The following is a 24482-nucleotide window of genomic DNA, read 5'->3' as shown; positions in this document are numbered from 1 at the left end:
AGGGGTTAAAGGGTCGGCGCCACCAACCTGTACCCCACCCCCGCCTCGGTAATGATGAAGCGCGGCGCCGTGGGGTCATCGCCCAGTTTCTGCCGCACGTGCCCGACCACAATTCGCAGGTAATGGGTGTCCTCCACATGGGTAGGCCCCCAGATGTCCTTGAGCAGTTGCTGCTGGGTAATCACCCGCCCCGGGTGCCCGGCCAATAGCGCCAGCAAGGCATACTCCTTGCGCGTCAGTGCCACCTCCAGGCCATCGAGGGTCACTCGGCGAAACGCAAAATCCACCGTCAGCGGCCCAAAGCTCGCCGCCACTTCCGAGCCCCCGGCCTGTGGCACCTGGCGCAACAAGGCGCGCACTCGGGCCAGAAACTCCTGGATACCAAACGGCTTGGTCACGTAGTCGTTGGCGCCGCCATCCAGCGCATCGACCTTCTGCACTTCACTGGCGCGCACCGACAACACCATCACCGGCACTGCGCTCCATTCGCGCAGTTCGCGCAGCACCTGCTGGCCGTCCATGTCTGGCAGGCCCAGGTCGAGCACCACCAGGTCCGGCTTGCCCAGCGCCGCCTGGGCCAGCCCTTCAGCGCCAGTAGCCGCCTCAAGCACCTTGTAGCCTTGCGAGGCCAGGCTGATGCGCAGGAACTTGCGGATCTGTGGTTCATCGTCGATGACCAACAGGGTGGCGGACTGGCTCATGGGGTTTCGCTTTCGGCTTCAGGTTGAGGGGGTAGCGGCAAGCATAGAGTGATGCCGGTGCCCTGGCCATCGATGCCTTCGCCCACCAGAATCTGCCCGCCATGGGCGCCGATCATGCCCTGGCAGATGGCCAGGCCCAGGCCGGTGCCCTGCCCACCGCGATCACCACGGGCGGCGGTATAGAACATGTCGAAAATCTTCTCGCGGTCGGCTACCGGAATACCGGGGCCCTGATCGCTGACGGTAAACCGCAACTGCTCATCATGCACAGCCACCTGCAGCTCAAGCCGACCATTGGCCGGGGAAAAACGTGCGGCGTTTTCCAGCACGTTGACCAGCGCCTGCTCGATCAGCGCCGCATGCACGAACAGCAACGGCAGCTCGGCTGGCACGTTGGTGTGCACCCGCAGCGCAGCCAGCACAACGCGCAAGCGGTTGAGCGCACTGCCGACGATGTCCGCCGGGGCTACCCAGTCGCGGGCCAGCTTGAGCCCACCATGGCCCAGGCGGGTCATGTCCAGCAGGTTCTGGATATAGCGGTCAAGGCGTTCCGCCTCGTTGCGGGTGCCCTCCAGCAGCTCGCGGCGGTCTTCAGTCGGTATCGCTTCGCCCAACGCCAGCAGGCTGTCGATGCTCCCGCGCATGGCGGTCAACGGCGTGCGCAGGTCGTGGGACACGGAAGCCAGCAAGGCGCTGCGCAATTGCTCGGTTTCGCCGTGCAGGCGCGCGGCTTCCAGCTGTTCGGCCAGGCGGGCGCGTGCCAGGGCCTGGGCCAGCGGCTGGCCAAGGGCGGTGAGCAGGCGCCGGCGGGGGTCGCTGAGCGGCTGCCCGTTGCGCGGGCGCACGCCCAGCAGCGCCATAGGCTGCTCGTCCACCGCCAGCGGCCACCACCACCAGCGGCCATTGGGCAGGGTGTCACTGCCCTGGCCGGCGGCCTGACCGTGCTGCCAGGCCCAATCGGCAGCGGCCCGTTCGTTGTCACTGAAGGCGTGGGCTTCGCCGCTCGCCACCTGCAACTGGCCTTCGCCGTTGCGCTCAAGCAGGCACACTTGCATGTCCTGCCAGCCGTTCAGATGCTGGCCGGCGGCGCTGAACACGGCCTGGCGGTCGGTGGCCACCGTCAGCCGGCGCGACAGGTCGAGCAACTGGCTGGTCTGCGCCTGGGTTTCGCGCAGCGCCTGCAACTGTCGGCGCTGGCGGGCAGCCAGGTTGCCGGTAAGCGCGGCCATCAGCAGGAAGAACACCAGCGTCAGCACGTCTTCTTCGCGCTGGATGCTGAACGAGAAGTTGGGCGGGATGAACAGAAAGTCATAAGCCAGGAACGACAGCGCAGCGCAGGCCAGCGCAGGCCCCAGGCTGCTGCGCACTGCCACCAGCAACACCGCAGCCAGAAACACCAGCGAGATGTTGGGCAACGCCAGCACACTCGATACCGCCCAGGCCAGCCCCGCCGCCATCACGGTGGCCAGCAACGCCAGCAGGTAATGGCGCCATACCCACACCCGCCTCACTACAGATCGCGGCGCTTGCGGCTGCACGTCGCGGTCCAGCACGTTGATTTCCAGGCCATGGCTTTCGCGCAGCAGCCGTGCCGCCACGCCGGCACCGAACAGGCGCCGGCGCAGGCGGTCACGGGACTGCCCCACCAGCACCAGGCTGGCCCGCCGTTCGGCGGCATGCTGGATCAAGGTGCGCGCCACTTCACCCGCCCTTAACAGCACCACCTCACCGCCCAGGCGCTCGGCCAGTTGCTGGGCTGCCTGCAAGCGATGCCGTGCGGTTTCGTCGCGCAGGCGACCGTTGTCCACATGCACCAGGCTCCAGGGCAGGTGACGGCGTTGCGCCACGCGGCTGGCATGGCGCACCAGGCGCTCGGCCTGGTCGTCGCCATCCACACCCACCAGCAGCCGCCCGCGCAAGGACGGGGCCTCCTGGCCGCGTTGGCGATAGCCGTGGGCCAGGTCAGCATCGACCTGCGCAGCGGCGGTTTGCATGGCCAGTTCGCGCAGGGCGGTAAGGTTGGTTTGCGAGAAATAGGCGTCGATGGCTGCACGCGCCTGCTCGGGCACGTACACCTTGCCTTCGCGCAGGCGTTCGAGCAGTTCGCGCGGTGGCAGGTCGATCAGTACCAGCTCGAAGGCTTCCTGCAGCACCCAGTCCGGCAGGGTTTCACGCACTTGTACGCCGGTGATGTCGCGGACCTTGTCGTTGAGGCTTTCCAGGTGCTGGACGTTGACCGTGGTGTACACGTCGATGCCAGCGGCCAGCAGCTCCTGCACGTCCTGCCAGCGCTTGGCGTGGCGGCTGCCGGGGGCGTTGGTGTGGGCCAGTTCGTCGACCAGTACCAGCGTTTTTACGGCCTTGAGCAAGCCGTCGAGGTCCATCTCTTCAAGGGTGACGCCTCGGTACTGGCTGCGTAGCAGCGGCTGCTGTTGCAGCCCCGCGAGCAGCGCTTCGGTTTCGGCACGGCCGTGGGTTTCCACTACCCCGGCCAGCACCTGAACGCCCTGGCGTTGCTGGGCGTGTGCGGCCTGGAGCATGGCAAAGGTCTTGCCGACGCCGGGGGCGGCGCCGAGGAACACCTTCAGCTGGCCCCGGCCGGTGCGCGGGAGATTAGCCAACAGCGCATCTGCGCGAGCGGAATCACTCATGTTTCATCCTTCAGAATCTGCAACGGTCGACCAAAGGGCCTGCTTTGCAGGCCTTCGCGGGCACGCCCGCTCCCACAGGTACAGCGCCCCCTTCGAACATGACGCTGGACCTGTGGGAGCGGGCGTGCCCGCGAAGGGCCGCAGAGCGGCCCCAATATCAGTGGTTCAAATGCTCAAGTGCCTGGTTCAACGCCAGCACATTGACCACTGGCGGGCCGATCAATGGGTGGAGGGTGGCCTCTTCCTGCAAGGCTTGCAAGCGCTCCACCGGCAGTTGCCGCGCCGCCGCCACCCGCGGAATCTGATAGGCCACCGCCTCCGGCGGCAAGTGCGGGTCAAGGCCACTGCCCGAGGTGGTCAACAGCGCCTGCGGCACCGGGCCTTGCTGCGCCTGATACAACGCAGCCGCCTCCCCCTTGACCCGCTCGGCCAGCGCCGGATTGCTTGGCGAAAGGTTGCTGGCACTGCTGGCCACCGTGGCGTAAGCGCCTGCCGAAGGCCGCGCATGGAACCAGCCATCGCCTTTGAATTCCTGGGCGATCAATGCCGAACCGCGTACCTGACCCTGGTCATCGCGTACCAGGCTGCCATTGGCCTGTTGCGGGAACGCGACTTGAGCGATACCCGTCACCACCAGCGGATACAGCGCGCCAGTCACCAGCGTCATCAACAAAGCCAGGCTCAATGCCGGGCGTACATAAGTATTCATGGTGGCCTCCTCAGACCAGGTGCAAGGCATTGAGCAGCAGGTCGATCAGCTTGATCCCGGCAAACGGCACCATAATGCCGCCCAGCCCGTAGATCAGCAGGTTGCGCCGCAGCAGGTGCGCAGCACTCGCCGCCTGCACCCGCACGCCACGCAGCGCCAGCGGGATCAGCACGATGATGATCAGTGCGTTGAATACGATGGCCGACAGGATCGCGCTCTGCGGGCTGGCCAGCTGCATCAGGTTGAGCACGCCCAGCTGCGGGTAGATGGCGGCGAACAGCGCCGGCAGGATGGCGAAATACTTGGCCACGTCGTTGGCAATGGAGAACGTGGTCAGCGCACCACGGGTCACCAGCAACTCCTTGCCGACCTGCACCACATCCAGCAACTTGGTCGGGTCGCTGTCCAGGTCGACCATGTTGGCCGCCTCCCGCGCGGCCTGGGTGCCGTCGTTCATGGCCATGCCCACGTCAGCCTGGGCCAGCGCCGGGGCGTCGTTGGCACCGTCGCCGCACATCGCCACCAGGCGGCCGTCATTCTGCTCCTGGCGGATGCGCGCCAGCTTTTTCTCCGGCGTGGCCTCGGCCAGCACGTCATCCACCCCGGCTTCGGCGGCGATCGCGGCGGCGGTCAGCGGGTTGTCGCCAGTCACCATTACCGTGCGAATGCCCAGCTTGCGCAGCTCGGCAAAGCGCTCGCGGATACCCGGTTTGACCACATCCTTGAGGTGGATCACGCCAAGCAGGCGCTTGTCGATGCACACCAGCAACGGTGTGCCGCCGCTCTGGGCAATGCGCTCCACTTCACGGGCCAGTGCCGGCGGCATCTCCAGCCGTTGCATGCCGATGAACGCCAGCACCGCATCGACTGCGCCCTTACGGTAGCGGTGCTGCTGCAAGTCGATGCCCGACAGGCGCGTCTCGGCACTGAAGGCCACCGCGTCGAATTGCCCGGCAGGCGGTTCGACGAAGTCGTGCAATTGGCGCAAGTACTCGACAATCGACTTGCCTTCGGCCGTGTCGTCAGCCAGCGAGGCCAGCAAGGCGCCCTCCCCCAACTCTTTGGCAGTGATGCCGGGCGCTGCATGCAGGGCGCTGCAGCGGCGGTTGCCGAAGGTGATGGTGCCGGTCTTGTCGAGCATCAGCGTGTGCACATCACCGGCCGCCTCCACCGCACGGCCCGAACGGGCGATGACGTTCAGCCGCACCAGCCGGTCCATGCCGGCGATACCGATGGCCGACAGCAGGCCGCCGATGGTGGTGGGGATCAGCGTCACCAGCAATGCAGCCAGGAAAATCAGCGGCAGGCTGCCACCGGCGAAGTGGGCGAACGGCTGCAAGGTCACTACTACGATCAGGAAGATCAGAGTCAGGCCGATCAGCAGGATGTCGAGGGCGATTTCGTTCGGGGTTTTCTGCCGTTTGGCCCCTTCGACCAGGGCAATCATACGGTCCAGAGTCGACTCGCCCGGGTTGCTGGTGATGCGGATCAACAGCCAGTCGGAAACCAGCCGCGTGTTGCCGGTCACCGCCGAGCGGTCTCCGCCGGACTCGCGGATCACCGGCGCGGACTCGCCCGTGATGGCCGCCTCGTTGACCGCCGCAATGCCTTCGAGCACCTCGCCGTCACCGGGGATCATTTCGCCGGCCACCACGCGCACCACGTCGTCCTTGCGCAGCGCGCCGGCTGCAACCGTCTCAAAGCTGCCATCACGCTGGCGACGCTGGGCGGTGAGGCCTTGGCTGCCCGCCTTGAGGCTGTCGGCGCGGGCCTTGCCACGGCCTTCGGCGAGGGCTTCGGCGAAGTTGGCGAACAGCACGGTAAACCACAGCCACAGGGCGATCTGCACCGCAACGCCAGTGCTTACGCCACTGCCGGGGGCAACGCACAGCACCGTGGTCAGCAGCGCAGTCAGGGCCACCACCAGCATCACCGGCGAGCGTTTGAGCTGGCGCGGGTCGAGCTTGACGAATGCCTGTACCAGCGCCGGGCGCCACAGCGCGCTGAAACGGGTCTGGTCCTTGGCGTTGTGCCGGGCGTTCATTTCAGGGATGGGCATGTTCATGATTGGTCCTCAAAAACCCAGGCTCAGGTGTTCGGCGATTGGCCCCAGGGCCAGGGTCGGCAGGAAGGTCAGGCCACCGACCAGCAAAATGGTCACCAGCAGCAGGCCGGTGAACAGCGGGCCGTGGGTGGGGAAGCTGTTCTGCCCCTGGGGCGCGCTTTTCTTCGCCGCCAGGCTGCCGGCCAAGGCCAGAATCGGCAGGATGTAGCCGAACCGGCCAATGAGCATGGCCAAGCCGATCATCAGGTTATGGAACACCGTGTTGGCACCAAAGCCGGCAAAGGCCGAACCGTTGTTGGCCGTGCCCGAGGTGTAGGCATACAGCAGTTGGCTGAAGCCATGCGCCCCAGGGTTGCTGACCGCACCTGCCGGGCCTGGCAGGCTGGCGGCAATGGCTCCCAGCACCAGCACACCGACCGGCATTACCAGCAAGGTCGCCACCAGCAGCTGTACCTCGCGTGCCTGCAGCTTCTTGCCCAGGTACTCCGGGGTGCGGCCAATCATCAGCCCCGCCAGGAACACCGCAATCAGCACGAACAGCAGCATGCCGTACAGCCCGGCGCCGACGCCGCCGAAGATCACCTCACCGACCATCATGTTGACCATCGCCACCATGCCGGTCAGCGGGTTGAGGCTGTCATGCATGGCGTTGACCGAGCCGTTGGAGGCGGCGGTGGTGGTCACCGTCCACAACACCGAACCGGTAGTGCCGAAGCGGCTTTCCTTGCCCTCCATGGGGGCGCTTTGCTGTACCTGTGCGCTTTCAAGGGCCGGGTTGGGCTGGTGCTCGGACCACAACGCCGTGCCGCCGCCAATCAGGAACAAGGCAAGCATGCAGGCCAGGATGGCGCGGCTTTGGCGCAGGTCCTTGACGTAGTGACCGAAGGTGAACACCAAGGCCACCGGAATGAGGATGATCGACGCCACCTCGAACAAGTTGCTCCAGGCGGTGGGGTTTTCAAACGGGTGCGCCGAGTTGACGCCGAAGAAGCCGCCACCATTGGTGCCCAGTTGCTTGATGGCGATCTGGCTGGCGGCCGGCCCCAGCGGGATGGTCTGGTCAGTGCCTTGCAAGGTCAGCGCATGAGCGTAGTCGGCAAAGGTCTGCGGCACGCCCTGCCATACCAGCAGCAGCGCCAGCAGCAGGCACAGCGGCAGCAGGCCATACAGGGTCGCACGGGTCATGTCGACCCAGAAGTTGCCCAACGTCGTTGCGCTGCGCCGGGCAATACCACGGCACAATGCGACCAGCACGGCCAGGCCGGTGGCAGCGCTGACAAAGTTCTGCACGGTCATGCCGAGCATCTGGCTCAGGTAGCTGACCGATGCCTCACCGCTGTAGGCCTGCCAGTTGGTGTTGGTGACGAAGCTGACGGCAGTGTTGAACGCCAGCGACCATTCCTGGCCGGGCAGGTGCTGCGGGTTGAGCGGTAGGTAGCCCTGCAGCAGCAATACGGCGAACAGCAGCAGGAACCCGACCAGGTTGAAGGCCAGCAGGGCCAGGGTGTATTGCCGCCAGTTCTGTTCCTGGTCGGCGCGCACGCCCGCCAGCCGATAGCACACTCGCTCGACCGGGCCGAGTAGCGGCGATAGCCAGGTGCGCTGGCCTTCCATGACCTTGAAGTAAAACCGCCCGAGCCAGGGTGCCGGTAGCAGCACGATGGCGAAAAATGCCAGGAGCAAGGCGAAATCGTAACTGTGCATGGCCACTCCTTAGCTGCGATCGGCGCGCAGCAGCGCCACCAGCAGATAAAACGCCAAGGCCACTGCCAGCAGCAGTGACAACCCGTCGAGCATGTTCATGAGTGGTTCTCCCCGTGGTACGGCTTGGGCCGCTTGGGGAAATTGTCCGTGGGAGGGGCGTAAAGGGGCGAGACCGGGGGGTGGGGGTGGGTATAAAGAATGCGTAAAGATCAGGGTTTCAGGTTGCCTGTACTGGCCTCTTCGCGGGCGCGCCCGCTCCCACAAGTACAGCACCGGCATTGAGGTCTGTGCTGTACTTGTAGGAGCGGGCGCGCCCGCGAAGAGGCCAGTACAGGAAAAACAACCGCATCAATCAAAACAATTCTCATTTGTGGTATTTTGCCGCCCTCGCTCGCACGTCCGCCAAGGTGGCCCATGTCCGGTTCAGATTTGAAGGCACTGTATCTCGCCCACCGCGAAGAGATTCAGGAGTACCTGGACCGCCGCCTGCGCTGCAAGGAAACCGCCGCCGACCTGACCCAGGACGCGTTCATCCGCCTTTCCGAGCAGATGGGCCGCAGCCGCATCGAGAACTTCCGCGCCTATCTGTTCTCCAGCGCGCGCAACCTGTTCATCGACCACACCCGCCGTCAACAGCACCGCAAGAGCGAGCCACTGGATTCGCCCGAGGCCAGCGCAGTGGCGCAGCCAAGCGCAAACCTGGAACAGGCCGCCATCGCCAACCAGCAACTGGCTGCCTTGAACACCGTGATCCAGAACATGCCCGAGCCCTGCCGCGAAGTGTTCCTGATGGTTCGGGTCGAAGGCATGACCTATGTAGACATCGGCGCCCGCCTGGGGATTTCCCCCAAGACCGCCTACAGCCGCATGGTCAAGGCCCTGGAACTGTTGAAACAAGGCATGTCCCGGTGACCGCCGGCCTGCCACAATGCACCCTCCGTGCGCTCCCTGTGAAACGTTGAACCGATGAATCGCGAACCGCCATTTACCGACCCTGCCACGCCTGCCGATGACATCGATCATCAGGCCAGCGCGTGGTTCGCGCTGTTTCATGGTGCCACCCTCACCGCGGAGCAACGCGAGGCTTGGGCCGCGTGGATGGCGGCGGATGCGCGGCATGCTCAAGCCTACGCCGAGCTGGAGAACCTGTGGGCAGCGTCGGCTTTGCTGATACCGCCCACCTCGGTTGCAACGCCTACCCCCGCGCGGCTTTCACGCCGGCGCTTCGTCGGCATGGGCCTGGCCGCCAGCGCGGCAGCAGCCAGCGCAAGTGCCGGCCTGTTCTGGCTCAAAGGCATGGACACACCCTTTGCTGACCTGAGCACGGCAGTGGGTGAGCGCCGCATCGCCCGCCTGCCAGATGGTTCGACCGTGGAGATGGCCGGGCACACCGCGATGAACCTGGATTTCTCGCCAACCCGCCGGGTTGTCGAGTTACTGCAGGGGCAGGCGTTTTTCATGGCGCGACCCAGTAGTGCCGGCCCGTTCACCGTTGTCAGCCGGGCAGGTGAAGTGCGTTGTGGCGAAGCCGAGTTCTCCTTCTCGTGCCACGGTGAGGCTGCGCAAGTCGCAGTACACCGGCATCGTGTACAGGTGCTGGCGGCCACCCAACAGGCCGAACTGGATGAAGGCCTGGCGCTGCGTTTCAGCCCGCGGGCGACCGGTGACATCCAGCGCGCAGAACTGGAGCAGGTACTGGCCTGGCGCAGCGGACGCCTGGTGTTCTTCAACGAACCGCTGCAATCAGTGGTCGAGGAACTGCAGCGCTGGCGTGAAGGGCGCATTTTCATCATGGACAAGCAACTGGCGGCCCGCCGGGTGAGCCTGATCCTGAACCTGGAACAACCCGAGCAGATGCTCGACGTGCTGTCCCGGGCGCTGGCCGTGCGCACGGCGCGCTACACAGAGCTGGTTACCCTGCTCTACCCCGCGGCCTGAAAATAATTTCACGCCCCATCAGACATTCAAATGCTTCATGCGTCTTAACGGCACTGAGAGTTATTCGCATATCTGCACTTGCATGGGGCACTCCGAATGGCAACGCGACACAACCCACACACCACTTTCCTGCCACGCTGCCAGCGTAGCGTGCTGAGCACAGCAATGGCTTGTGCCTTGCTGGCCGGCGTGGCCCAGGCACAGGCGGCCACCACCCAGCCGGCCGCAAGCGCTCACAGGCTGTCGCTGAACATCCCGGCCCAGCCCCTGCGCCAGGCCCTGTTGGTATTCAGCCAGCAAACCGGTCAGAACGTACTGCTGGATGGCAACGTCGATACCACCCTGCGCAGCACGTCAGTGGTTGGCAGTTACTCGGCTGAAGACGGGCTGGCCAGGTTGCTGCAAGGCAGCGGCTTCAATTTTGCCCGCACAGATGCAGCCACCCTGTACCTGTTACCCAGCGAGACGCAAGGCGCCGACCGTGAAGTAACCTTGGCGCCCACACAGGTGCAATATCAACTGGCCGCCGACAGCCAAAGCCGTAGCTACCAGGCCAGGCCTGCTTCCAGCACCACGCGCCTGGGCCTGAGTAATCGGGAAACCCCGCAGGCAATATCGTCGGTAACCCGCGAGCAGCTCGACGACTTCAAACTCAACAGCGTGAAAGACGCGCTGCGCAATGCACCCACCGTCACCGTCGAACAATTCGAAACCGACCGCACAGCCTTCACTTCGCGCGGTTTCACCATCGATAACTTCGAGTACGACGGCATGGGCATGCCATTCTCGTCCGGCGTGATGTTGGGCGACCAGGACCTTGCCGAATTCGAACAGATCGATGTGCTGCACGGTGCCAACGGCCTGATGAGCGGCGCGGGCAACCCGTCGGCAACCGTCAACTTCGTGCGTAAAAGGCCGACCGACACCTTCCAGGCCAGGGTCGGCACCAGCATCGGAGCATGGGACAGCCGCCGCGCAGACGTTGATGTCAGCGGCCCGTTGAGCAACAGCGGCAACGTACGTGGGCGCTTCATCTACGCCCATGACAAAGGCAACTCGTACCTGGACCGCTACAGCCACGAACTGAATGTCATGGCGGGCTTGCTGGATGTCGACTTGAGCGACGCCGATACCCTGACCGTGGGCTTCTCTGAACAGAAGAGCGACGCCAACGGCAGTACCTGGGGTGCGCTGCCGATGGCCGATTACCAGGGTAACCCGATCCACTACAGCAGCCGCAGCGCGAGTATCGGCCAACCCTGGACTTACTGGAATATCCACACGCAACGGGCCTTCGCGGAACTGGCGCATGACTTTGGCGAAGGGTGGCAAGGCAAGGTCACCGTAACCGGGGTCAACCAGCATCAGGATACCCAGATGCTGTACGCCATCCCCTTCACCGCCGACGACGTGTTCGCCTACATCAACCGCACCACCAGCACCGAGCACCAACTGACGGGAGAAGCGCAGTTGTCGGGCCCGTTCGCATTACTTGGGCGCCAGCACGAGCTGACCCTGGGTGCCAACTATGGCCGCAGCCGCCATGACGAACGTGGCTATTACCGCAACAGCTCCGGCAGCGAACTCGTCAGCCTCGCCGATGCACTGGCCGGCGCCGTGGTAAAACCGCCACTGACCTACACCGACGAACTCAATACCCAGCACTTCACCGACCGCCAGAAAAGCCTGTATGCCGGCGCACGTTTCAGCCTGGCCGATAACCTGCACTGGATTGCCGGTGCGCGTATGCTCAGTGCCGACGGCGAAGGCATGGGTTACGGTTCGGCCCACGACACCCGGGTGCACGGCAAGGTCACGCCCTACACCGGGCTGGTGTATGATCTGAATGGGCAATGGAGCCTGTATGCCAGCTGGACCGAGATCTTCAAGCCACAGTACCTGCGCAGCAGCGCCGGGGGCGTGATCGAGCCGCTGGAAGGCAAAAGCACCGAGGTAGGCATCAAAGGCAGCCTGCTGGAAGATCGCTTGACTGTCAGCGCCGCCCTGTTCAAGACCGAGCAGCAGAACGTGGCGGTGACCACTGGCGAAATCATCAATGGCCAGTACGCCTACCGTGGTGAAGACAACAAGAGCCATGGCGTGGAATTGGAGGCGTCGGGTGAAGCCATGCCTGGGTTGGACCTGGCCGCTGGTTACACCTACGTGCACATCGAGGATGATGACGGCAACAAGACGCGTCGCTATGTACCAAGCCACAGCCTGCGTGGCAGTGTCACCTATCGCCTGCCCAGCCTGCCCCAGGCCCGAATCGGCACGCGCGTTCAATGGCAGAGTGCAACGCAGGCCGATGGCAACAGCCGGGTACGCCAGCAGGCCTACGCGCTGGCCGATCTGATGGGCAGCTACGAATTCGACGAACACTGGAGTGCGTCGTTGAACCTGAACAACGTATTCGACCGCAAGTATCTGCTGTCGCTGTACCAATCGGCGGGGTCGACCAACTATGGGGCACCGCGCAACCTCACGGCTTCGGTAACCTGGAAATACTGATCTGGGGTTGTGATGGGCCGAAGACCGCGCTGTATGGCACCGGCTGCGCCGGTGTTCGCGGGCATGCCCGCTCCCACAGGGATCGCGTCAGCTTTAAGATTTTGAGCAAGACCGTTGCTCCCACAAGTTCGCCTGCGCCTATGAGAGCAGTGCAACCTCTGTGGGAGCGGGCGCGCCCGCGAAGAGGCCAGTACAGGCTATTGCATAGGCGGCTGCTGCGCGGTATGGCGGCTCCACTCCAGCAGCAGGCTGTAACCGACTGCCAACAAGGTCGGCCCGATGAACAGGCCAATGAAACCGAAAGCCAGCAAGCCACCGAACACACCCAGCAACACGATCACCAGCGGCAGGTTGCCGCCGCGGCTGATCAGGTACGGCTTGAGCACGTTGTCCACGCCGCTGATGATGAAGGTACCCCAGATACCCAGGAACACCGCCATACCGTACTCACCCTTCCACACCAGCCACCCCGTGGCCGGGATCCAGGCCAGTGGCGGGCCCATGGGGATCAGGCTGAGCATGAAGGTCACCAGGCCAAGTACGATTGCGCCGGGCACCCCGGCAATCAGGAAGCCGATCAATGCCAACAGCCCCTGCGCAGCCGCCGTACCAATCACACCATTGACCACCCGCTGCACGGTACCGGCCACCAGTTCCAGGTAGTATTCGGCACGGTCGCCCATCAAGCGGTGCAACAAGCGCAACACGAACGCCGCCAGGCGGGGCCCGTCGCGGTAAAAGAAGAAAACGAACACCAGGCTCAGGGTCAGTTCCAGCACACCGCTGCCGATCTGTGCACTGCGCGCCAGCAGCCAGTTGCCCACCTGCCCGAAATAGGGCTTGGCCGAGGCAAGCAGGGCCGCGCCCTGCTGGTCCAGCGACTGCCACCAATTGACCAGGCGCTCGCCAACAAACGGAATGCCACCCAGCCAGTCCGGCGCTGCGGGCAGGCCGTCGACCTGCACGTCACGCACAAACGCCGTGGCATCGCGAATGTGATCGGCCAGGTTGAAACCCAGCCACACCAGCGGCAGGGCCACGATCAGGATCCAGGCAATGGTCAACAGGCTGGCAGCCAGGGTTTCACGCCCGCCTAGCACACGCGTCAGCAGGCGCATCAACGGCCAGCTGGCAAAAGCCAGGATAGCCCCCCACAGCAGCGCCGAAATGAACGGCGCCATCACCCACAGGCCGGCACCCAGCAACGCCAACAGCAGAATCTGGACCAGCAGGCGATCATTGTTAACCATGGTGATGCTCGTTCAACGGATCAATTCAAGGTGCAGGCCGTCTGTAGGTGCACTGCCAACCTCAAGGCGACCATTGCGCACACCGGCCTTGACCAGCGCCTCGCGCCAGGCTTCGGCCTGGGCGCCACTGAGGCTGGCGCGCAAGGTGCTGTCGAGGTTCAGGCTGCGGGCCAGCAGGTTCACCCACGTGTCTTGCGGCGCAGCAAGGTCAGGGTAGTCGAGCTTGCCGGTGTCGCGCATTTCGCGCAGCACTGTGGCGGCGGTGGGTAGCAGTTCACCCAGCGGGCTGCCGGCGACGAACTCTTCAACATGCAGGTAGGCGCGACGGTTGCCGCGGGTGACGCTGTAAAGCGCGACCAGCGTGTCGGCCTCTTCCGCCGAGCGGCGCAGCAGGATGAACGCCTGCTGCTCGTCGCCACCGTTGAGGCGGGCATTGGCGAACACATCGTTGGCCCACAGGCTGGCCTCGCCACAATCGCGGCCCTGGCACCAGAACAACGGGTAACCCCCGTCGCGCTGCAGGGCTTCGCGGGCACTGGTGAAGGCTTCACGGGCAGTGCGTTCGACCGGCAGTTCGTAGGTGACCGAACTGACCTGGCCGCGGCTCTCGACCTTGTCCTCGACCCGCAGGCGGCCACTGATCTTGCGCAGCGGGCCCATGGGGTAGACACGCTCCTGCTCCACGGCCGGGCGCTGGTCGACTACAGTTGCGTCCACCGGCACCGGCAGGCTGCCGGCCCACAATAAAGGGCTGGCCAGCGCCAGGCAGGCGACGACGGTATTACGGATGGCAGCAGGCGCGCTCATTGGCGGACCAGGGGGCGCGCTGCGCCGAGTTCAAGCTCCAGGATGTCTGGCAGTTGCATGGTTGTCTCCCTGTTCAACCCGCCAAGCCTCGACACTTGTCCGATGCAAGTCAAGCAAAGCCCAAGAACCGATTGATACAGTCTGCGACAAGGGCCGCGCCCTGCTCATCATTCAGGTGCAGGTGGTGGCCACCTGGCAGCGTCGCCTGCTCAAAGGGTAGCTGCTCCAGCAACGCGGCGTGGCGCGCCAGCATACCGTCGGCGGCCACCACCAACAGTGCCGGGCAACTCACCCGGCGTACATAGGCCATGGCCTGGGCTTCGCTCAAGCGCACCGGCGATGGCAGGGTGAGGCGGCTGTCACTGCGCCAGCTGTAGCCACCCGGCACCGGCATCAGGCCGCGTTGCGCCAGCAATTCGGCCGCCTCACGGCTGACCGCGACCATGCCTTTCATCCGGGCATGCACGCCTTCTTCCAGCGTTGCGTACACCGACTTGCGCTTGCCATCCAGCCGCAGCTGGGCTTGCAGTGCCATCCCCAGGCGCTCGCCTGCGTCCTGCTCGGCACCGGTCGGCGGGATGACGCCATCGATCAAAACCAGGTGGCTGACCCGGTCGGGCAAGGCTCCGGCCAGTTGTACCGAAATGATTGCGCCCAGCGAATGGCCCAGCAGGGCGAAACGCTGCCAACCCAGCTGCTCGGCAACCCGCAGCACGTCGTGGGCATAGTCGGCCAGGGCATAACCGGCGCCAGGCGGGCGGTGCTCCGAGTAACCGTGCCCGGCCAGGTCCAGGGCGACGATGCGCAGGCCCTTCAGTTGTGGCGCGAGGCGGGCGAAGCTGTTGGCGTTATCCAGCCAGCCGTGCAGGGCAATTACCGGCAGCCCGTCCTCGGGGCCGAACAGGTGAGCAGCCAGTTCGATATGGCCCAGGCTCAGGCGAACTTCCTCCACCTGCGCGCTCATGCCTGGCTCCAGCGGTCGAACAGGCCCTTGATCAGGCTGGCGGTGTCAGTCGGGCGCTCCAGCGGGAACATGTGCCCGCCGGGCACACTGTGGTATTCGCCCTTGGGCATGCCACGCACCGCGAAGGTGTGGTGACGGCGAATGACATTGCTGCGCTCGCCACGCACCATGGCCAGCGGCACCTGCAACTGCCGCGCGGGGGCGGGACTGGTGTGCGGGATGCTGCGGTAGATACTGATTTCAGTGGCAGGATCGAAGCGCAACTGCAGCCCCTGCTCCATCGCCTGCAGGCCATGCTCTACATAGGCTTCGAGGCAGTCGGGGTCAAAATGGCGAAACAGTGATTTGCCGGCAAAATAGTCCCGTGCACTGTCGCGGTCATTGAAGACTTCGCGGCGCCCGAGGGTGCGGCCAGCCGGGGTAATGCGGTCAATAAAGCCGAAACGCTTGGCGGTGCGCAGCAGCCACTGATCGGCACGGGTGAGCACCGGCGAGTCGAGCATCACCACGCCGCGGTAGTACTCGGGACGGCGCAAGGCAGCGTGCAGGTGCAGTACACCGCCGAGCGAATGCCCGACACCCCAGACGGGTTGGTCCTGCTGCGCCAGGTGATGCAACAGCTCATCTACCAGGCTCTGCCAGTTATCGTCCACCGGAAAGCGCGGGTCGTGACCGTGCTGGGCCAGGTGCTGTACCTGATAGTCCGGCGCCAGGGCAGCGAACAGCTTGCCATAGGTGGCCGAGGGGAAACCGTTGGCATGAGCGAAGAAGATCTGCTGCGACATGGCGCCTGGTCCGCACGGAAGATGATGGCTCATTGTCGGCATCGGCGCGCCATAGGGCAACATCCGGAAAGGTCATCGACGAGGGCTATCAGGTCACGCCGACCGGTCGAAGCTGGCCAGAGACCGGCGCAAACAGGCTTGCATGTAGGCCAACTGGCTTTCCAGCGCCTCACGGGCAAGGCGCTGGTCCTGAAAGTCGAGTTGCAGACGGCGCAAGGCCAGGCAACTGGTTTGCAGCAGGTGGGAGACGCGCACGCAGGCGTCCTGAAGCGTGCGCAGGTCCTGCTCGCTTTGTTGCCTGGCGATGGCCTCAAGGTTGTCGTTGCCGTTCACCTTGCGCATCAGCAGGTAGAGCTTGGCCTCGGCCGAGTCGCGCAGCAGGCTGTACTGGGCAAAGTCCAGTGTAATACCTTGCCCCACCTTGTCTACGGTGGGTTGCAGGTCCAGGGAACTCAATAATTCCCGCATCTCACCGCTCATCCGCTGCTCCCTGCCTGGTGGCTTTGGCGCAACGCTAGCAAGAGGCCAGCAAGTGCGGCAACTGACATAAATGCCAGTTGCCTTCGGGATTATGGGCCCGCGCAGCGGCCCCAGCAGATCAACCCGGTGAGTTGAGACTACGAAGTGTCATCAAGCCTGCCAGTGGCCACTCCCCTTCCAGCTCCGCCAGGCTGGCAGTGCTCATGGCCGCTGGCTGCTGTTGATGGCCATGCTCCAGCGCGCCTACCAAATTGCCCACCAGCGGCTGATGGCTGACCAGCAATACATGCTCCATGCCCAGCTGCTCGATCTCGCCGATGACCTGCTGCACATCACTCTCTGGCGTCAACCAGGGCACGGTACGCACCGGTTCCCTGAAACCCAGCGTGTCATGCACCAACGCAGCCGTTTGCTGGGCGCGCACGTAGGGGCTGGCGATAATCGCCTGCAGCGGCTGCCCCAGCAGGCGAGCAGCGCTGTGCAGCACCTGCTCGCGGCCATGGGCGGTCAGGCGGCGCTCGGCATCGGTATTGGCCCGCGGCTCAGCCTCACCGTGGCGCAGCACCCACAGCTTCACAGCTTGGGTTCCTCGTCCCGCACCGGATGCGGGGCCGGGGCCACGGCATGCGGCGCTTCGCCTTCCGGGGGGCGCGGTGCTGGCCAGTCGGCAAACGGCCAGGGCTTCTGCTCAGTGTGAAAGCTGCCATAGCGGCCAATCTGTGCCAGAAACTGGCTCAGGCTGTCGCCGAAGTTCATCAGGCTGGCGCTGGGCGCGCCATACACCAGGCGGTAGATCAGTTGCACCAGCACCAGGCCGCCAAGCAGCAACTCGGCCAATTGCCAGACCACCAGGAACACCAGCATCCACAGCACCCGCAGGATGATCGACTCGCGCTGGGCGCGTTCGGGCGTATCGTTCATGTGTTGCTCCTTGCTCGTGTCAGAGCCGCCAAGGGCTCAGTTGAAACCGCTGATGGAAATGAAATCGACATCGGTCTTGGGCTCGGCGCGCATCAGGTGCTCGATCACCTGGTTCAGCGTACGGCCTTCGAACAGGATGGCATGAAGGCCCGCCACCAGCGGCATGTACACCTGCACTTCCTGCGCCTTGGCCTTGAGCACCTTGAGGGTGTTGACGCCTTCGGCCACTTCGCCCAGGCGGTTGACCGCCTGGTCCAGGCTCAGGCCCTGGCCCAGCGCATGGCCCACCTGGTAGTTGCGGCTCTTGGGCGAAGAGCAGGTGACGATCAGGTCACCGACACCGGCCAGGCCAAGGAAGGTCATGGGGTTGGCACCCTGGCTGACGGCAAAGCGGGTCATCTCGGCCAGGGCCCGGGTAATGAGCATGCTCTTGGTGTTCTCGCCCATCCCAAGGGCCACGGCCATGCCGGCGATGATGGCGTAGACGTTTTTCAGTGCACCACCCAGCTCGACACCAAAGCGGTCGGCGCTGGCGTATACACGGAAAGTGCGCCCATGCAGCACCGCCTGTACTTGCTGGCAGAGGTTTTCGTCCTCGCTGGCGACCACCGTGGCGGTCAGCGCATGTTCGGCGATCTCGCGGGCCAGGTTGGGGCCGGACAGCACGCCAATGCGGGCGTCAGGGGCGATTTCTTCAAGGATCTGACTCATCAGTTTGAAGGTTTGCGCCTCGATGCCCTTGGTCAGGCTGACCAGGCCCTTGCCCCGCAACAGCTCGGCATGGGGGGCCAGCACACTGCGCAAGGCGCTTGATGGCAAGGCGACGAAGATCAACTCGCTGGCCTGCAAGGTGGCCAGCAGGTCGTTGACCGGCTCCACGCCATCATGCAGACGGATGCCCTTGAGGTAGCGCGGGTTCTCGCGATTGACGCGCATCGCCTCGGCCTGTGCCGGGTCGCGCATCCATTGGCGCACCGGCACTCCGTTTTCCGCCAGCAGGTTCGCCACGGCGGTGCCGAAGCTGCCGCCTCCCAGAACTGCAACAGGTTGCTGTTCAGTCATATCCAATCCGTTAAAGCCAAAAGTTAAGTGGCGACCCCGCCATTATACGGCTCGCCTGCCATGCGCCAAGGCTAACAACGCAGATGACACTGTCATGGCCACGTTGCAACAAATGTAGGAGCGAGCTTGCTCGCGATGCGCCGCGCGGGCGGCGCTCGATTTCTGCCCCCATCAAAGCGTCAAGACAGACACGCTGCAAAACCGCCGCAGATCACTGGAAAATGCGCCAAGGTCAGTTACCATGCCTGTTTCAATCCTGATACAAGGCCGCCCTGTGTTCCCTGGCACGCCCCCGTTCCCGCGCCTGCTGATACTGACTGCCCTGCTCGGTGGCCCGGCCATGGCCGACGACCTGTTCATTGACAACAGCGACCTGCCGCAGGTTCTGACCGCCACGCGTCTGAAACAATCCCCGGCGGCCGTCCCGGGCAGCATGACCGTGCTCGACAGCGAACTGATACGCGCCAGCGGCGCCCGTGACATCCCCGAACTGCTGCGCCTGGTACCGGGCATGATGATCGGCTACGGTGCCGGCAACCAGCCTACGGTCAACTATCACGGCAGCAACGCCAGCGAAGCGCGGCGTATGCAAGTGTTGATCGATGGCCGTTCGGTGTACCGTGCTGGCCTGGCCACAGTGGACTGGAGCGACATCCCGCTGGCCATGGAGGACATCGAGCGCATCGAGGTGTTCCGCGGCCCCAACACGGTCAGCTACGGCGCCAACGCGCTGATGGCGGTGGTCAACATCCTCACCCGTAACCCCGCTGACAGCCATGGCACACGGCTGAAGGTGACCCGCGGCGAGGACGGCATCAACGACTTCTATGCCAGCCATGGCTTCGGCTGGGACGGCGGCGACATGCGCCTGTCGCTGTCGGGCCAGCAGGACGACGGCTTCGACCACGACCAGTTCGGCCAGGATTACCGGGACAGCCGCCGGCTGACCCGTTTCAACCTCAGCGCCAGCCACAACCTGTCGTTCAACCAGACCCTGGAATGGCAACTGGCGGCAAAAGAAGGCAGCAACCAGCGGCCCTATACCTACCAGCCGGTATTCCCCTATGTCACCCAGCGCGGCGACAATGCCGACGTCAATGCCAAGGACTACGCAGGGTCGGTACGCTGGAACATCGATTTCAACCCCGACCACAGCCTGTACGTGCAGGGTTCGGCACAACACTTCGACCGCCAGCAGGTCTGGCGAGCCTGCGATGCCGCGCTGTCGTTCAGCCCCGAGCTGACCCGGCTGTGGCAGCTGAACCCCAATTACGCCGAACTGGTGGCACGGGGTGCCAACAACCCGCCGCCCAGCAACAACCCCGCAGAACAAGCGCTGGTCGATGCCATCAAGGATCAGTGGAACAACCAGGGCGGCAGCAATGTTGTGTGTGGCGATGTCGACCAGAGCACCCGCGAAACCCGCTATGACCTGGAAATCCAGGACACCCTCAGCCTGACCGACAGCCTGCGCCTGCTCAGCGGCGTGAACTACCGCTATGATCGTGCCGACTCGCAGACCTACTTCAACGGCAGCCTCGACGACCAGACCTGGCGCCTGTTCGGCCAACTGGAATGGCGCGCCGACGAACACTGGATCCTGCAGGGTGGCGCCATGCTTGAGGACTCGCGGCTATCTGGCAGTTCGCTGACCCCGCGCGTAGCGGTCAACTACCTGATTACCCCGCGCCACGGCCTGCGTGCCGTGTATTCCGAAGCGGTGCGCTCGCCCGACATGTTCGAGAACAACATCAACTGGAGTTACACGGTCAAGAACCTCAGCCCTAACGCGTTTGGCCAGCAGCACGGCGAATATTTCGTCAAAACCCGCGGCCCGGGCGACCTCGACCAGGAGCGCATGCGCTCGCGCGAACTGGGCTACAACGGCTACTTCAGCGACATCGACCTGAGCATGGATGTGAAGCTGTTCTACGACGAGATCACCGGCATGATCAGCGAGCCCTTGAAGAACAACCAGTACATCGCCAGCAACGCTAACAAGGCCCGGTTCAACGGTAGCGAGGCGCAACTGGACTGGCACCCCACCCAGCAAGACCGCCTCCGCCTGACTTACGCCTATGTCGATGCCTGGGCCAGCAACCCTGAAGATCGCCGCCTCAGTGCCCGCAACAGTGGCTCGGCCGGGTGGATGCGCGAATGGGGCGATGGCTGGTCGAGTGCGCTGTTCTACTACGGTGACGATGCGCTCAACCAGTACCGCTACGAGCGCCTGGACCTGCGCCTGGCCAAGCGCCTTCGGGTGCAAGGCAGCAACCTCGAACTGGCGGCGCTGTGGCAACAGCGCCTGGACGATGAGCCGACCACGACCGTGCAGAACCGCTACGACAGCCGCCACCGCCTGAGCTTCAGCGCGGAGCTGGCGTTCTGATGGCCTTGGTGCTGCGCCTGTTGCTACTGTGCCTGTGGCCCTTGGGGCCGTTGTCTGCCAGCGAGATTCTGCTGGTAGGCGCGCAAGACCAGCCTGGCATCCGCAGCTTTGTCGCCGCACTGGAAAACCGTCGGCCGCACGATCATGTGCAGTTCCAGACCACCGCCGACCTGCCACGCCCTGGCCAGCTTAAAGCCGACCAGCGCCTGATTCTGCTCGATAACGCCGCCCTGGAGTGGCGGCTGGGTGAAAACGCCGGCCCGCCAGCCCTGGCCATGCGAGTCAGCCGGGTGCAGGCTGAACAGCGCCTGGGAAAGTCGCGCCCCGCGTTCCTTACCCTGCTGTGGAGCGACCCGCCATTGGGCCGGCAACTGCGCCTGGCGCGCTACCTGCTGCCACAAGCACAGCGCATTGGTGTGCTGTACGGCGAGCACAGCGGTTTCCTGCTTGAAGAGCTGCGCCATGCGGCCCGCCCGCTGGGCCTGGAGATCATTGCCCAGGACTGGCCCGACCTGCGTGACAGCCGGCCCCTGCAGCACCTGCTGAGTAACAGTGATGTGCTGCTAGGCCTGGATGATCCGGACCTGTACAACCCCAAGACTGCAAAAAACCTGCTGTTGAGCAGTTATGGCCGGCAGATGGCGCTGATCGGCCCGAACGCCGGCTTTGTTCGCGCCGGCGCCCTGGCCAGCACCTACAGCGACCAGGATGACTGGCTGGCGGTACTTGACCAGTTGCTCGACCAGTCGCCCGGGCGCTGGCCACGCAGCCTCTACCCGGCACGCTTCGGCGTCAGTGGCAACCAGCAGGTGGCGCGCGCCCTGGGCCTGGAACCGATCGACCCGAACGCCGCCGCCAAGGCCTTGGCCGAAGGAGAACCCACCCCATGAGCAAAGGCCTGAGCTGGGACATTCACACCCGCACGCAAATCATCAGCCTGGGCCCTGCCCTGTTGCTGACCCTGCTGCTGATCAGCTTCTTCACATTCGTGCGCATCCAGGACCTGCGCCAAGAGCTCAACCACACCGGGCAACTGATCGCCAACCAGTTGGCCCCGGCCTCGGAGTACGGGGTGATCTCGGGCAACAACGAAGTGCTCGAAGGCTTGATGCGCGCCACCCTCAGTATCCCGCACGTGCGCTTTCTTGAGGTGCAGGACAGCCGCAACCACATCCTCGTGTACGTCGAGCAGTCCGACGAAAGCGCCAACCGCGCGCAACGCGTCGAGGTGTTCCAGGCGCCGATACGCCTGCAGCAAATCCGCCTGGACAGTGACTTCCTGCAGCAGGGCAAGGCCACCACACCCGCCATCGGCGATGACTACCTGGGCCGCGTGATCGTCGGCATGTCCGATGACGCCTTCAGCCAACGCCAACAGGAAATCGTGATCAAGGCCGGCATCCTGGCGCTGTTTGCCCTGCTGTTCACCTTTTTGCTGGCGCGCCGCCTGGCCCTGAGCCTGGCCAAGCCGATCAGCGACATGGGGCATGCGGTCAAGGCTATTGCGCAGGGCGAATACAACACCCCGCTGCCCGTGGTCGATGACAGCGAGCTGGGCCACCTGGCCCGGCACATCAACAACCTGGCCAGCGCCCTGGAGCAGGCCAGCGATGAACAGAAGCAGGCCATTGCCGAGCTGATCCAGGCCCGCGAGGACGCTGAGCAAGCCAACCGGGCCAAATCGGACTTCCTGGCAATGATGAGTCACGAGCTGCGCACGCCGATGAATGGCGTGCTGGGCATGCTGCAGTTGCTGGAAACCACGACGTTAAGCAACGAACAAGCCGACTACACCGCAGTGGCCAGCGAATCCACCGGGCATTTGCTGAAAGTCATCAACGACATCCTCGACTTCTCGCGTATCGAACGCGCCGCGCTGCAGCTGGAACACATCGACTTCAACCTGGGCGAGCTGATTACCAGCAGCGTGCTGTCGTTCCAGCACAGTGCCCAGCAGCGTGGCCTTGGCCTGCACCTGCAACTGCCGGCCGACATCGAGCGGTTGCAGGTGAACGGCGACCCCACGCGCATCCGCCAGATCTTGCTGAACCTGGTGGGCAACGCACTGAAATTCACCGAACGCGGCCAGGTACAGGTCGAGGCGCGCTGGCAGGTGCTCGACCGGCAGTTGATCTGGCTGACCTGCAGTGTGCGCGACACGGGTATCGGCATCGACAGCGACCGCCTGGAGATGATGTTCGTGGCCTTCCAGCAGGCCGACAGCTCGATCTCCCGGCGTTATGGAGGCACCGGGTTGGGCCTGTCGATCGCCCGCACCCTGGCCGAACGCATGGGTGGCAAGCTGCGCGGTGAAAGCCGCGTGGGCCTGGGCTCGACCTTCACCCTGGAGATGCCTCTGGCCCTCTCCAGCCCTGCCCCCAGCCCACGGACCTTGCCAACCCATGCGCCAATGGCAGTGGCCGACGGTGATCAGGTGCTGCTGGTAGAGGACAATCCGGTCAACCAGAATGTCATCGAGGCCATGCTGCGCAGCTTGGGCGTGGCCGTGCGAACGGCCGAAGACGGCCTTGAGGCGGTCGAACTGGTCAGCCGGCAGCGATTTGCCGCCGTGCTGATGGATTGCCGGCTACCGCACCTGGACGGCTATGAAGCCACCCGGCGCATCCGCCAGCTCGCCAATGGCGCCGGCTTACCGATCATCGCCCTGACCGCCAATGCCCTGGACGGTGACCGCGAGCGCTGCATGGCCGCCGGCATGGACGACTACCTCACCAAACCCTTGCGCCGCACCGAACTGCAGCGCGTGCTGCAACACTGGCTACCCGGTCAGACAACAGCGACTGGCGATAAATGCTAAAGTGCGGCAGTCTTAAAGACTGGACAGGACGTTCATCGAACCTGAAAATAGACGTTTCAGTGCACACCTGTACTTCTTTCACCAGGTGCGCTGTGACTTTCACCACAACGCAATAGTCTACCTGTAGGCTGCCGTCTTGAACGCGATGCGTATCGGGCCGGCCGGGAAGATTCATCCCCTGCCGCAGGGGGTTATTGAGGAGCTCGCATGACCAAACAACACGCCTTTACTCGGGAAGACCTGCTGCGCTGCAGTCGCGGTGAGCTGTTCGGCCCAGGTAATGCGCAACTGCCCGCGCCGAACATGCTGATGGTCGATCGCATCACCCATATCAGCGAAGAAGGCGGCAAGTACGGCAAAGGTGAATTGGTCGCCGAGCTGGATATCAACCCGGACCTGTGGTTCTTTGCCTGCCACTTCGAAGGCGATCCGGTCATGCCGGGCTGCCTGGGCCTCGACGCCATGTGGCAGCTGGTCGGCTTCTTCCTCGGCTGGCAAGGCCTGCCGGGCCGCGGCCGGGCGCTGGGTTCGGGCGAAGTGAAATTCTTCGGCCAGGTACTACCAACTGCCAAGAAAGTCACCTACAACATTCAGATCAAGCGCGTCCTGAAGGGCAAGCTGAACATGGCCATCGCCGATGGCTCGGTCAGCGTCGACGGCCGTGAGATCTACACTGCCGAAGGCCTGCGGGTCGGCGTGTTCACCTCCACTGACAATTTCTAAGGGT

Annotated in this window: 21 protein-coding genes; 7 read left to right on the top strand and 14 right to left on the bottom strand. The window is 64.3% G+C overall.

The window, feature by feature from the left end:
* Positions 1-5: 5 nt before the first annotated feature.
* From P0Y58_11000 to kdpF, 6 genes are all read right to left on the bottom strand, one after another.
* Positions 6-701, bottom strand: a complete 696-nt coding sequence (locus P0Y58_11000; protein WEK32689.1) for a response regulator — start codon at positions 699-701, stop codon at positions 6-8.
* The gene (locus tag P0Y58_10995) at positions 698-3352 is read right to left on the bottom strand and encodes a sensor histidine kinase KdpD (protein WEK32688.1); all 2655 of its coding nucleotides are present in this window, start codon (positions 3350-3352) and stop codon (positions 698-700) included. The genes P0Y58_11000 and P0Y58_10995 overlap by 4 nt, the downstream gene beginning before the upstream one ends.
* A 157-nt stretch (positions 3353-3509) precedes the next feature.
* Positions 3510-4061 carry a potassium-transporting ATPase subunit KdpC gene (gene kdpC / locus P0Y58_10990; GenBank protein ID WEK32687.1) on the bottom strand — a complete coding sequence of 184 codons (552 nt, stop codon included), beginning with the start codon at positions 4059-4061 and terminating at the stop codon, positions 3510-3512.
* A 10-nt stretch (positions 4062-4071) separates the two neighbouring features.
* Positions 4072-6126, bottom strand: a complete 2055-nt coding sequence (kdpB, locus tag P0Y58_10985) for a potassium-transporting ATPase subunit KdpB (GenBank protein WEK32686.1) — start codon at positions 6124-6126, stop codon at positions 4072-4074.
* Between the two features lie 9 nt (positions 6127-6135).
* A complete protein-coding gene (gene kdpA, locus P0Y58_10980) occupies positions 6136-7830 on the bottom strand; it encodes a potassium-transporting ATPase subunit KdpA (protein WEK32685.1) in 1695 nt (564 codons plus the stop codon).
* 9 nt (positions 7831-7839) lie between these two features.
* Positions 7840-7929 carry a K(+)-transporting ATPase subunit F gene (gene kdpF, locus P0Y58_10975; protein ID WEK32684.1) on the bottom strand — a complete coding sequence of 30 codons (90 nt, stop codon included), beginning with the start codon at positions 7927-7929 and terminating at the stop codon, positions 7840-7842.
* Between the two features lie 315 nt (positions 7930-8244).
* Here kdpF and P0Y58_10970 point away from each other — a divergent pair, with 315 nt between their 5' ends.
* The 3 genes from P0Y58_10970 to P0Y58_10960 all read left to right on the top strand — a co-directional run bounded on the left by P0Y58_10970 (position 8245) and on the right by P0Y58_10960 (position 12279).
* Positions 8245-8742: an RNA polymerase sigma factor gene (locus P0Y58_10970; GenBank protein WEK32683.1), complete on the top strand. Its 498-nt coding sequence runs from the start codon at positions 8245-8247 to the stop codon at positions 8740-8742.
* A 54-nt stretch (positions 8743-8796) separates the two neighbouring features.
* A complete protein-coding gene (locus tag P0Y58_10965) occupies positions 8797-9768 on the top strand; it encodes a FecR domain-containing protein (protein ID WEK32682.1) in 972 nt (323 codons plus the stop codon).
* Positions 9769-9864: 96 nt separating this feature from the next.
* On the top strand, positions 9865-12279 hold the full coding sequence (locus P0Y58_10960) for a TonB-dependent siderophore receptor (protein ID WEK32681.1): 2415 nt from the start codon (positions 9865-9867) through the stop codon (positions 12277-12279).
* A 197-nt stretch (positions 12280-12476) separates the two neighbouring features.
* Here P0Y58_10960 and P0Y58_10955 read toward each other — a convergent pair whose 3' ends face one another.
* The 8 genes from P0Y58_10955 to P0Y58_10920 all read right to left on the bottom strand — a co-directional run bounded on the left by P0Y58_10955 (position 12477) and on the right by P0Y58_10920 (position 18548).
* Positions 12477-13529, bottom strand: a complete 1053-nt coding sequence (locus P0Y58_10955; protein ID WEK32680.1) for an AI-2E family transporter — start codon at positions 13527-13529, stop codon at positions 12477-12479.
* A 12-nt stretch (positions 13530-13541) separates the two neighbouring features.
* Positions 13542-14336: a DUF4892 domain-containing protein gene (locus P0Y58_10950; protein WEK32679.1), complete on the bottom strand. Its 795-nt coding sequence runs from the start codon at positions 14334-14336 to the stop codon at positions 13542-13544.
* Between the two features lie 109 nt (positions 14337-14445).
* Positions 14446-15300 carry an alpha/beta hydrolase gene (locus P0Y58_10945; protein ID WEK32678.1) on the bottom strand — a complete coding sequence of 285 codons (855 nt, stop codon included), beginning with the start codon at positions 15298-15300 and terminating at the stop codon, positions 14446-14448.
* Positions 15297-16085 carry an alpha/beta hydrolase gene (locus P0Y58_10940; GenBank protein ID WEK32677.1) on the bottom strand — a complete coding sequence of 263 codons (789 nt, stop codon included), beginning with the start codon at positions 16083-16085 and terminating at the stop codon, positions 15297-15299. Before P0Y58_10940 ends, P0Y58_10945 begins: the two co-directional genes overlap by 4 nt.
* A gap of 93 nt (positions 16086-16178) precedes the next feature.
* A complete protein-coding gene (locus P0Y58_10935; protein ID WEK32676.1) occupies positions 16179-16565 on the bottom strand; it encodes a hypothetical protein in 387 nt (128 codons plus the stop codon).
* 118 nt (positions 16566-16683) lie between these two features.
* Positions 16684-17142 carry a phosphohistidine phosphatase SixA gene (gene sixA, locus P0Y58_10930; protein WEK32675.1) on the bottom strand — a complete coding sequence of 153 codons (459 nt, stop codon included), beginning with the start codon at positions 17140-17142 and terminating at the stop codon, positions 16684-16686.
* Positions 17139-17486: a DUF4389 domain-containing protein gene (locus tag P0Y58_10925; protein ID WEK32674.1), complete on the bottom strand. Its 348-nt coding sequence runs from the start codon at positions 17484-17486 to the stop codon at positions 17139-17141. Before P0Y58_10925 ends, sixA begins: the two co-directional genes overlap by 4 nt.
* 36 nt (positions 17487-17522) lie before the next feature.
* Positions 17523-18548: an NAD(P)H-dependent glycerol-3-phosphate dehydrogenase gene (locus tag P0Y58_10920; protein WEK32673.1), complete on the bottom strand. Its 1026-nt coding sequence runs from the start codon at positions 18546-18548 to the stop codon at positions 17523-17525.
* Between the two features lie 241 nt (positions 18549-18789).
* Between P0Y58_10920 and P0Y58_10915 the strand changes: the two genes are divergently transcribed.
* The 4 genes from P0Y58_10915 to fabA all read left to right on the top strand — a co-directional run bounded on the left by P0Y58_10915 (position 18790) and on the right by fabA (position 24478).
* Positions 18790-20937, top strand: a complete 2148-nt coding sequence (locus P0Y58_10915) for a TonB-dependent receptor (GenBank protein ID WEK32672.1) — start codon at positions 18790-18792, stop codon at positions 20935-20937.
* Entirely contained in the window at positions 20937-21827 is an 891-nt protein-coding gene (locus P0Y58_10910; protein WEK32671.1) for an ABC transporter substrate-binding protein, read from the top strand. Before P0Y58_10915 ends, P0Y58_10910 begins: the two co-directional genes overlap by 1 nt.
* The gene (locus P0Y58_10905) at positions 21824-23755 is read left to right on the top strand and encodes an ATP-binding protein (GenBank protein WEK32670.1); all 1932 of its coding nucleotides are present in this window, start codon (positions 21824-21826) and stop codon (positions 23753-23755) included. Before P0Y58_10910 ends, P0Y58_10905 begins: the two co-directional genes overlap by 4 nt.
* 207 nt (positions 23756-23962) lie before the next feature.
* Positions 23963-24478 carry a 3-hydroxyacyl-[acyl-carrier-protein] dehydratase FabA gene (gene fabA / locus P0Y58_10900; protein WEK32669.1) on the top strand — a complete coding sequence of 172 codons (516 nt, stop codon included), beginning with the start codon at positions 23963-23965 and terminating at the stop codon, positions 24476-24478.
* Positions 24479-24482: the final 4 nt, after the last annotated feature.

Source organism: Candidatus Pseudomonas phytovorans, from assembly GCA_029202525.1.
GTDB classification, from domain to species: Bacteria; Pseudomonadota; Gammaproteobacteria; order Pseudomonadales; family Pseudomonadaceae; genus Aquipseudomonas; species Aquipseudomonas phytovorans.
This window is presented reverse-complemented; position numbering and strand designations above follow the sequence as displayed.

Excerpts from the sequence above, each read along its gene's own strand:
- P0Y58_10905 (WEK32670.1), top strand. The coding sequence starts at position 21,824 with ATGAGCAAAGGCCTGAGCTGGGACATTCACACCCGCACGCAAATCATC.
- kdpB (WEK32686.1), bottom strand. The coding sequence starts at position 6,126 with ATGAACATGCCCATCCCTGAAATGAACGCCCGGCACAACGCCAAGGAC.
- kdpF (WEK32684.1), bottom strand. The coding sequence starts at position 7,929 with ATGAACATGCTCGACGGGTTGTCACTGCTGCTGGCAGTGGCCTTGGCG.
- P0Y58_10935 (WEK32676.1), bottom strand. The coding sequence starts at position 16,565 with ATGAGCGGTGAGATGCGGGAATTATTGAGTTCCCTGGACCTGCAACCC.
- P0Y58_10955 (WEK32680.1), bottom strand. The coding sequence starts at position 13,529 with ATGGTTAACAATGATCGCCTGCTGGTCCAGATTCTGCTGTTGGCGTTG.
- P0Y58_10910 (WEK32671.1), top strand. The coding sequence starts at position 20,937 with ATGGCCTTGGTGCTGCGCCTGTTGCTACTGTGCCTGTGGCCCTTGGGG.
- P0Y58_10995 (WEK32688.1), bottom strand. The coding sequence starts at position 3,352 with ATGAGTGATTCCGCTCGCGCAGATGCGCTGTTGGCTAATCTCCCGCGC.
- P0Y58_10945 (WEK32678.1), bottom strand. The coding sequence starts at position 15,300 with ATGAGCGCGCAGGTGGAGGAAGTTCGCCTGAGCCTGGGCCATATCGAA.
- P0Y58_10925 (WEK32674.1), bottom strand. The coding sequence starts at position 17,486 with ATGAACGATACGCCCGAACGCGCCCAGCGCGAGTCGATCATCCTGCGG.
- P0Y58_10950 (WEK32679.1), bottom strand. The coding sequence starts at position 14,336 with ATGAGCGCGCCTGCTGCCATCCGTAATACCGTCGTCGCCTGCCTGGCG.
- P0Y58_10940 (WEK32677.1), bottom strand. The coding sequence starts at position 16,085 with ATGTCGCAGCAGATCTTCTTCGCTCATGCCAACGGTTTCCCCTCGGCC.
- P0Y58_10915 (WEK32672.1), top strand. The coding sequence starts at position 18,790 with ATGCCTGTTTCAATCCTGATACAAGGCCGCCCTGTGTTCCCTGGCACG.
- kdpA (WEK32685.1), bottom strand. The coding sequence starts at position 7,830 with ATGCACAGTTACGATTTCGCCTTGCTCCTGGCATTTTTCGCCATCGTG.
- P0Y58_11000 (WEK32689.1), bottom strand. The coding sequence starts at position 701 with ATGAGCCAGTCCGCCACCCTGTTGGTCATCGACGATGAACCACAGATC.
- P0Y58_10970 (WEK32683.1), top strand. The coding sequence starts at position 8,245 with ATGTCCGGTTCAGATTTGAAGGCACTGTATCTCGCCCACCGCGAAGAG.
- fabA (WEK32669.1), top strand. The coding sequence starts at position 23,963 with ATGACCAAACAACACGCCTTTACTCGGGAAGACCTGCTGCGCTGCAGT.
- kdpC (WEK32687.1), bottom strand. The coding sequence starts at position 4,061 with ATGAATACTTATGTACGCCCGGCATTGAGCCTGGCTTTGTTGATGACG.
- P0Y58_10965 (WEK32682.1), top strand. The coding sequence starts at position 8,797 with ATGAATCGCGAACCGCCATTTACCGACCCTGCCACGCCTGCCGATGAC.
- P0Y58_10960 (WEK32681.1), top strand. The coding sequence starts at position 9,865 with ATGGCAACGCGACACAACCCACACACCACTTTCCTGCCACGCTGCCAG.
- P0Y58_10920 (WEK32673.1), bottom strand. The coding sequence starts at position 18,548 with ATGACTGAACAGCAACCTGTTGCAGTTCTGGGAGGCGGCAGCTTCGGC.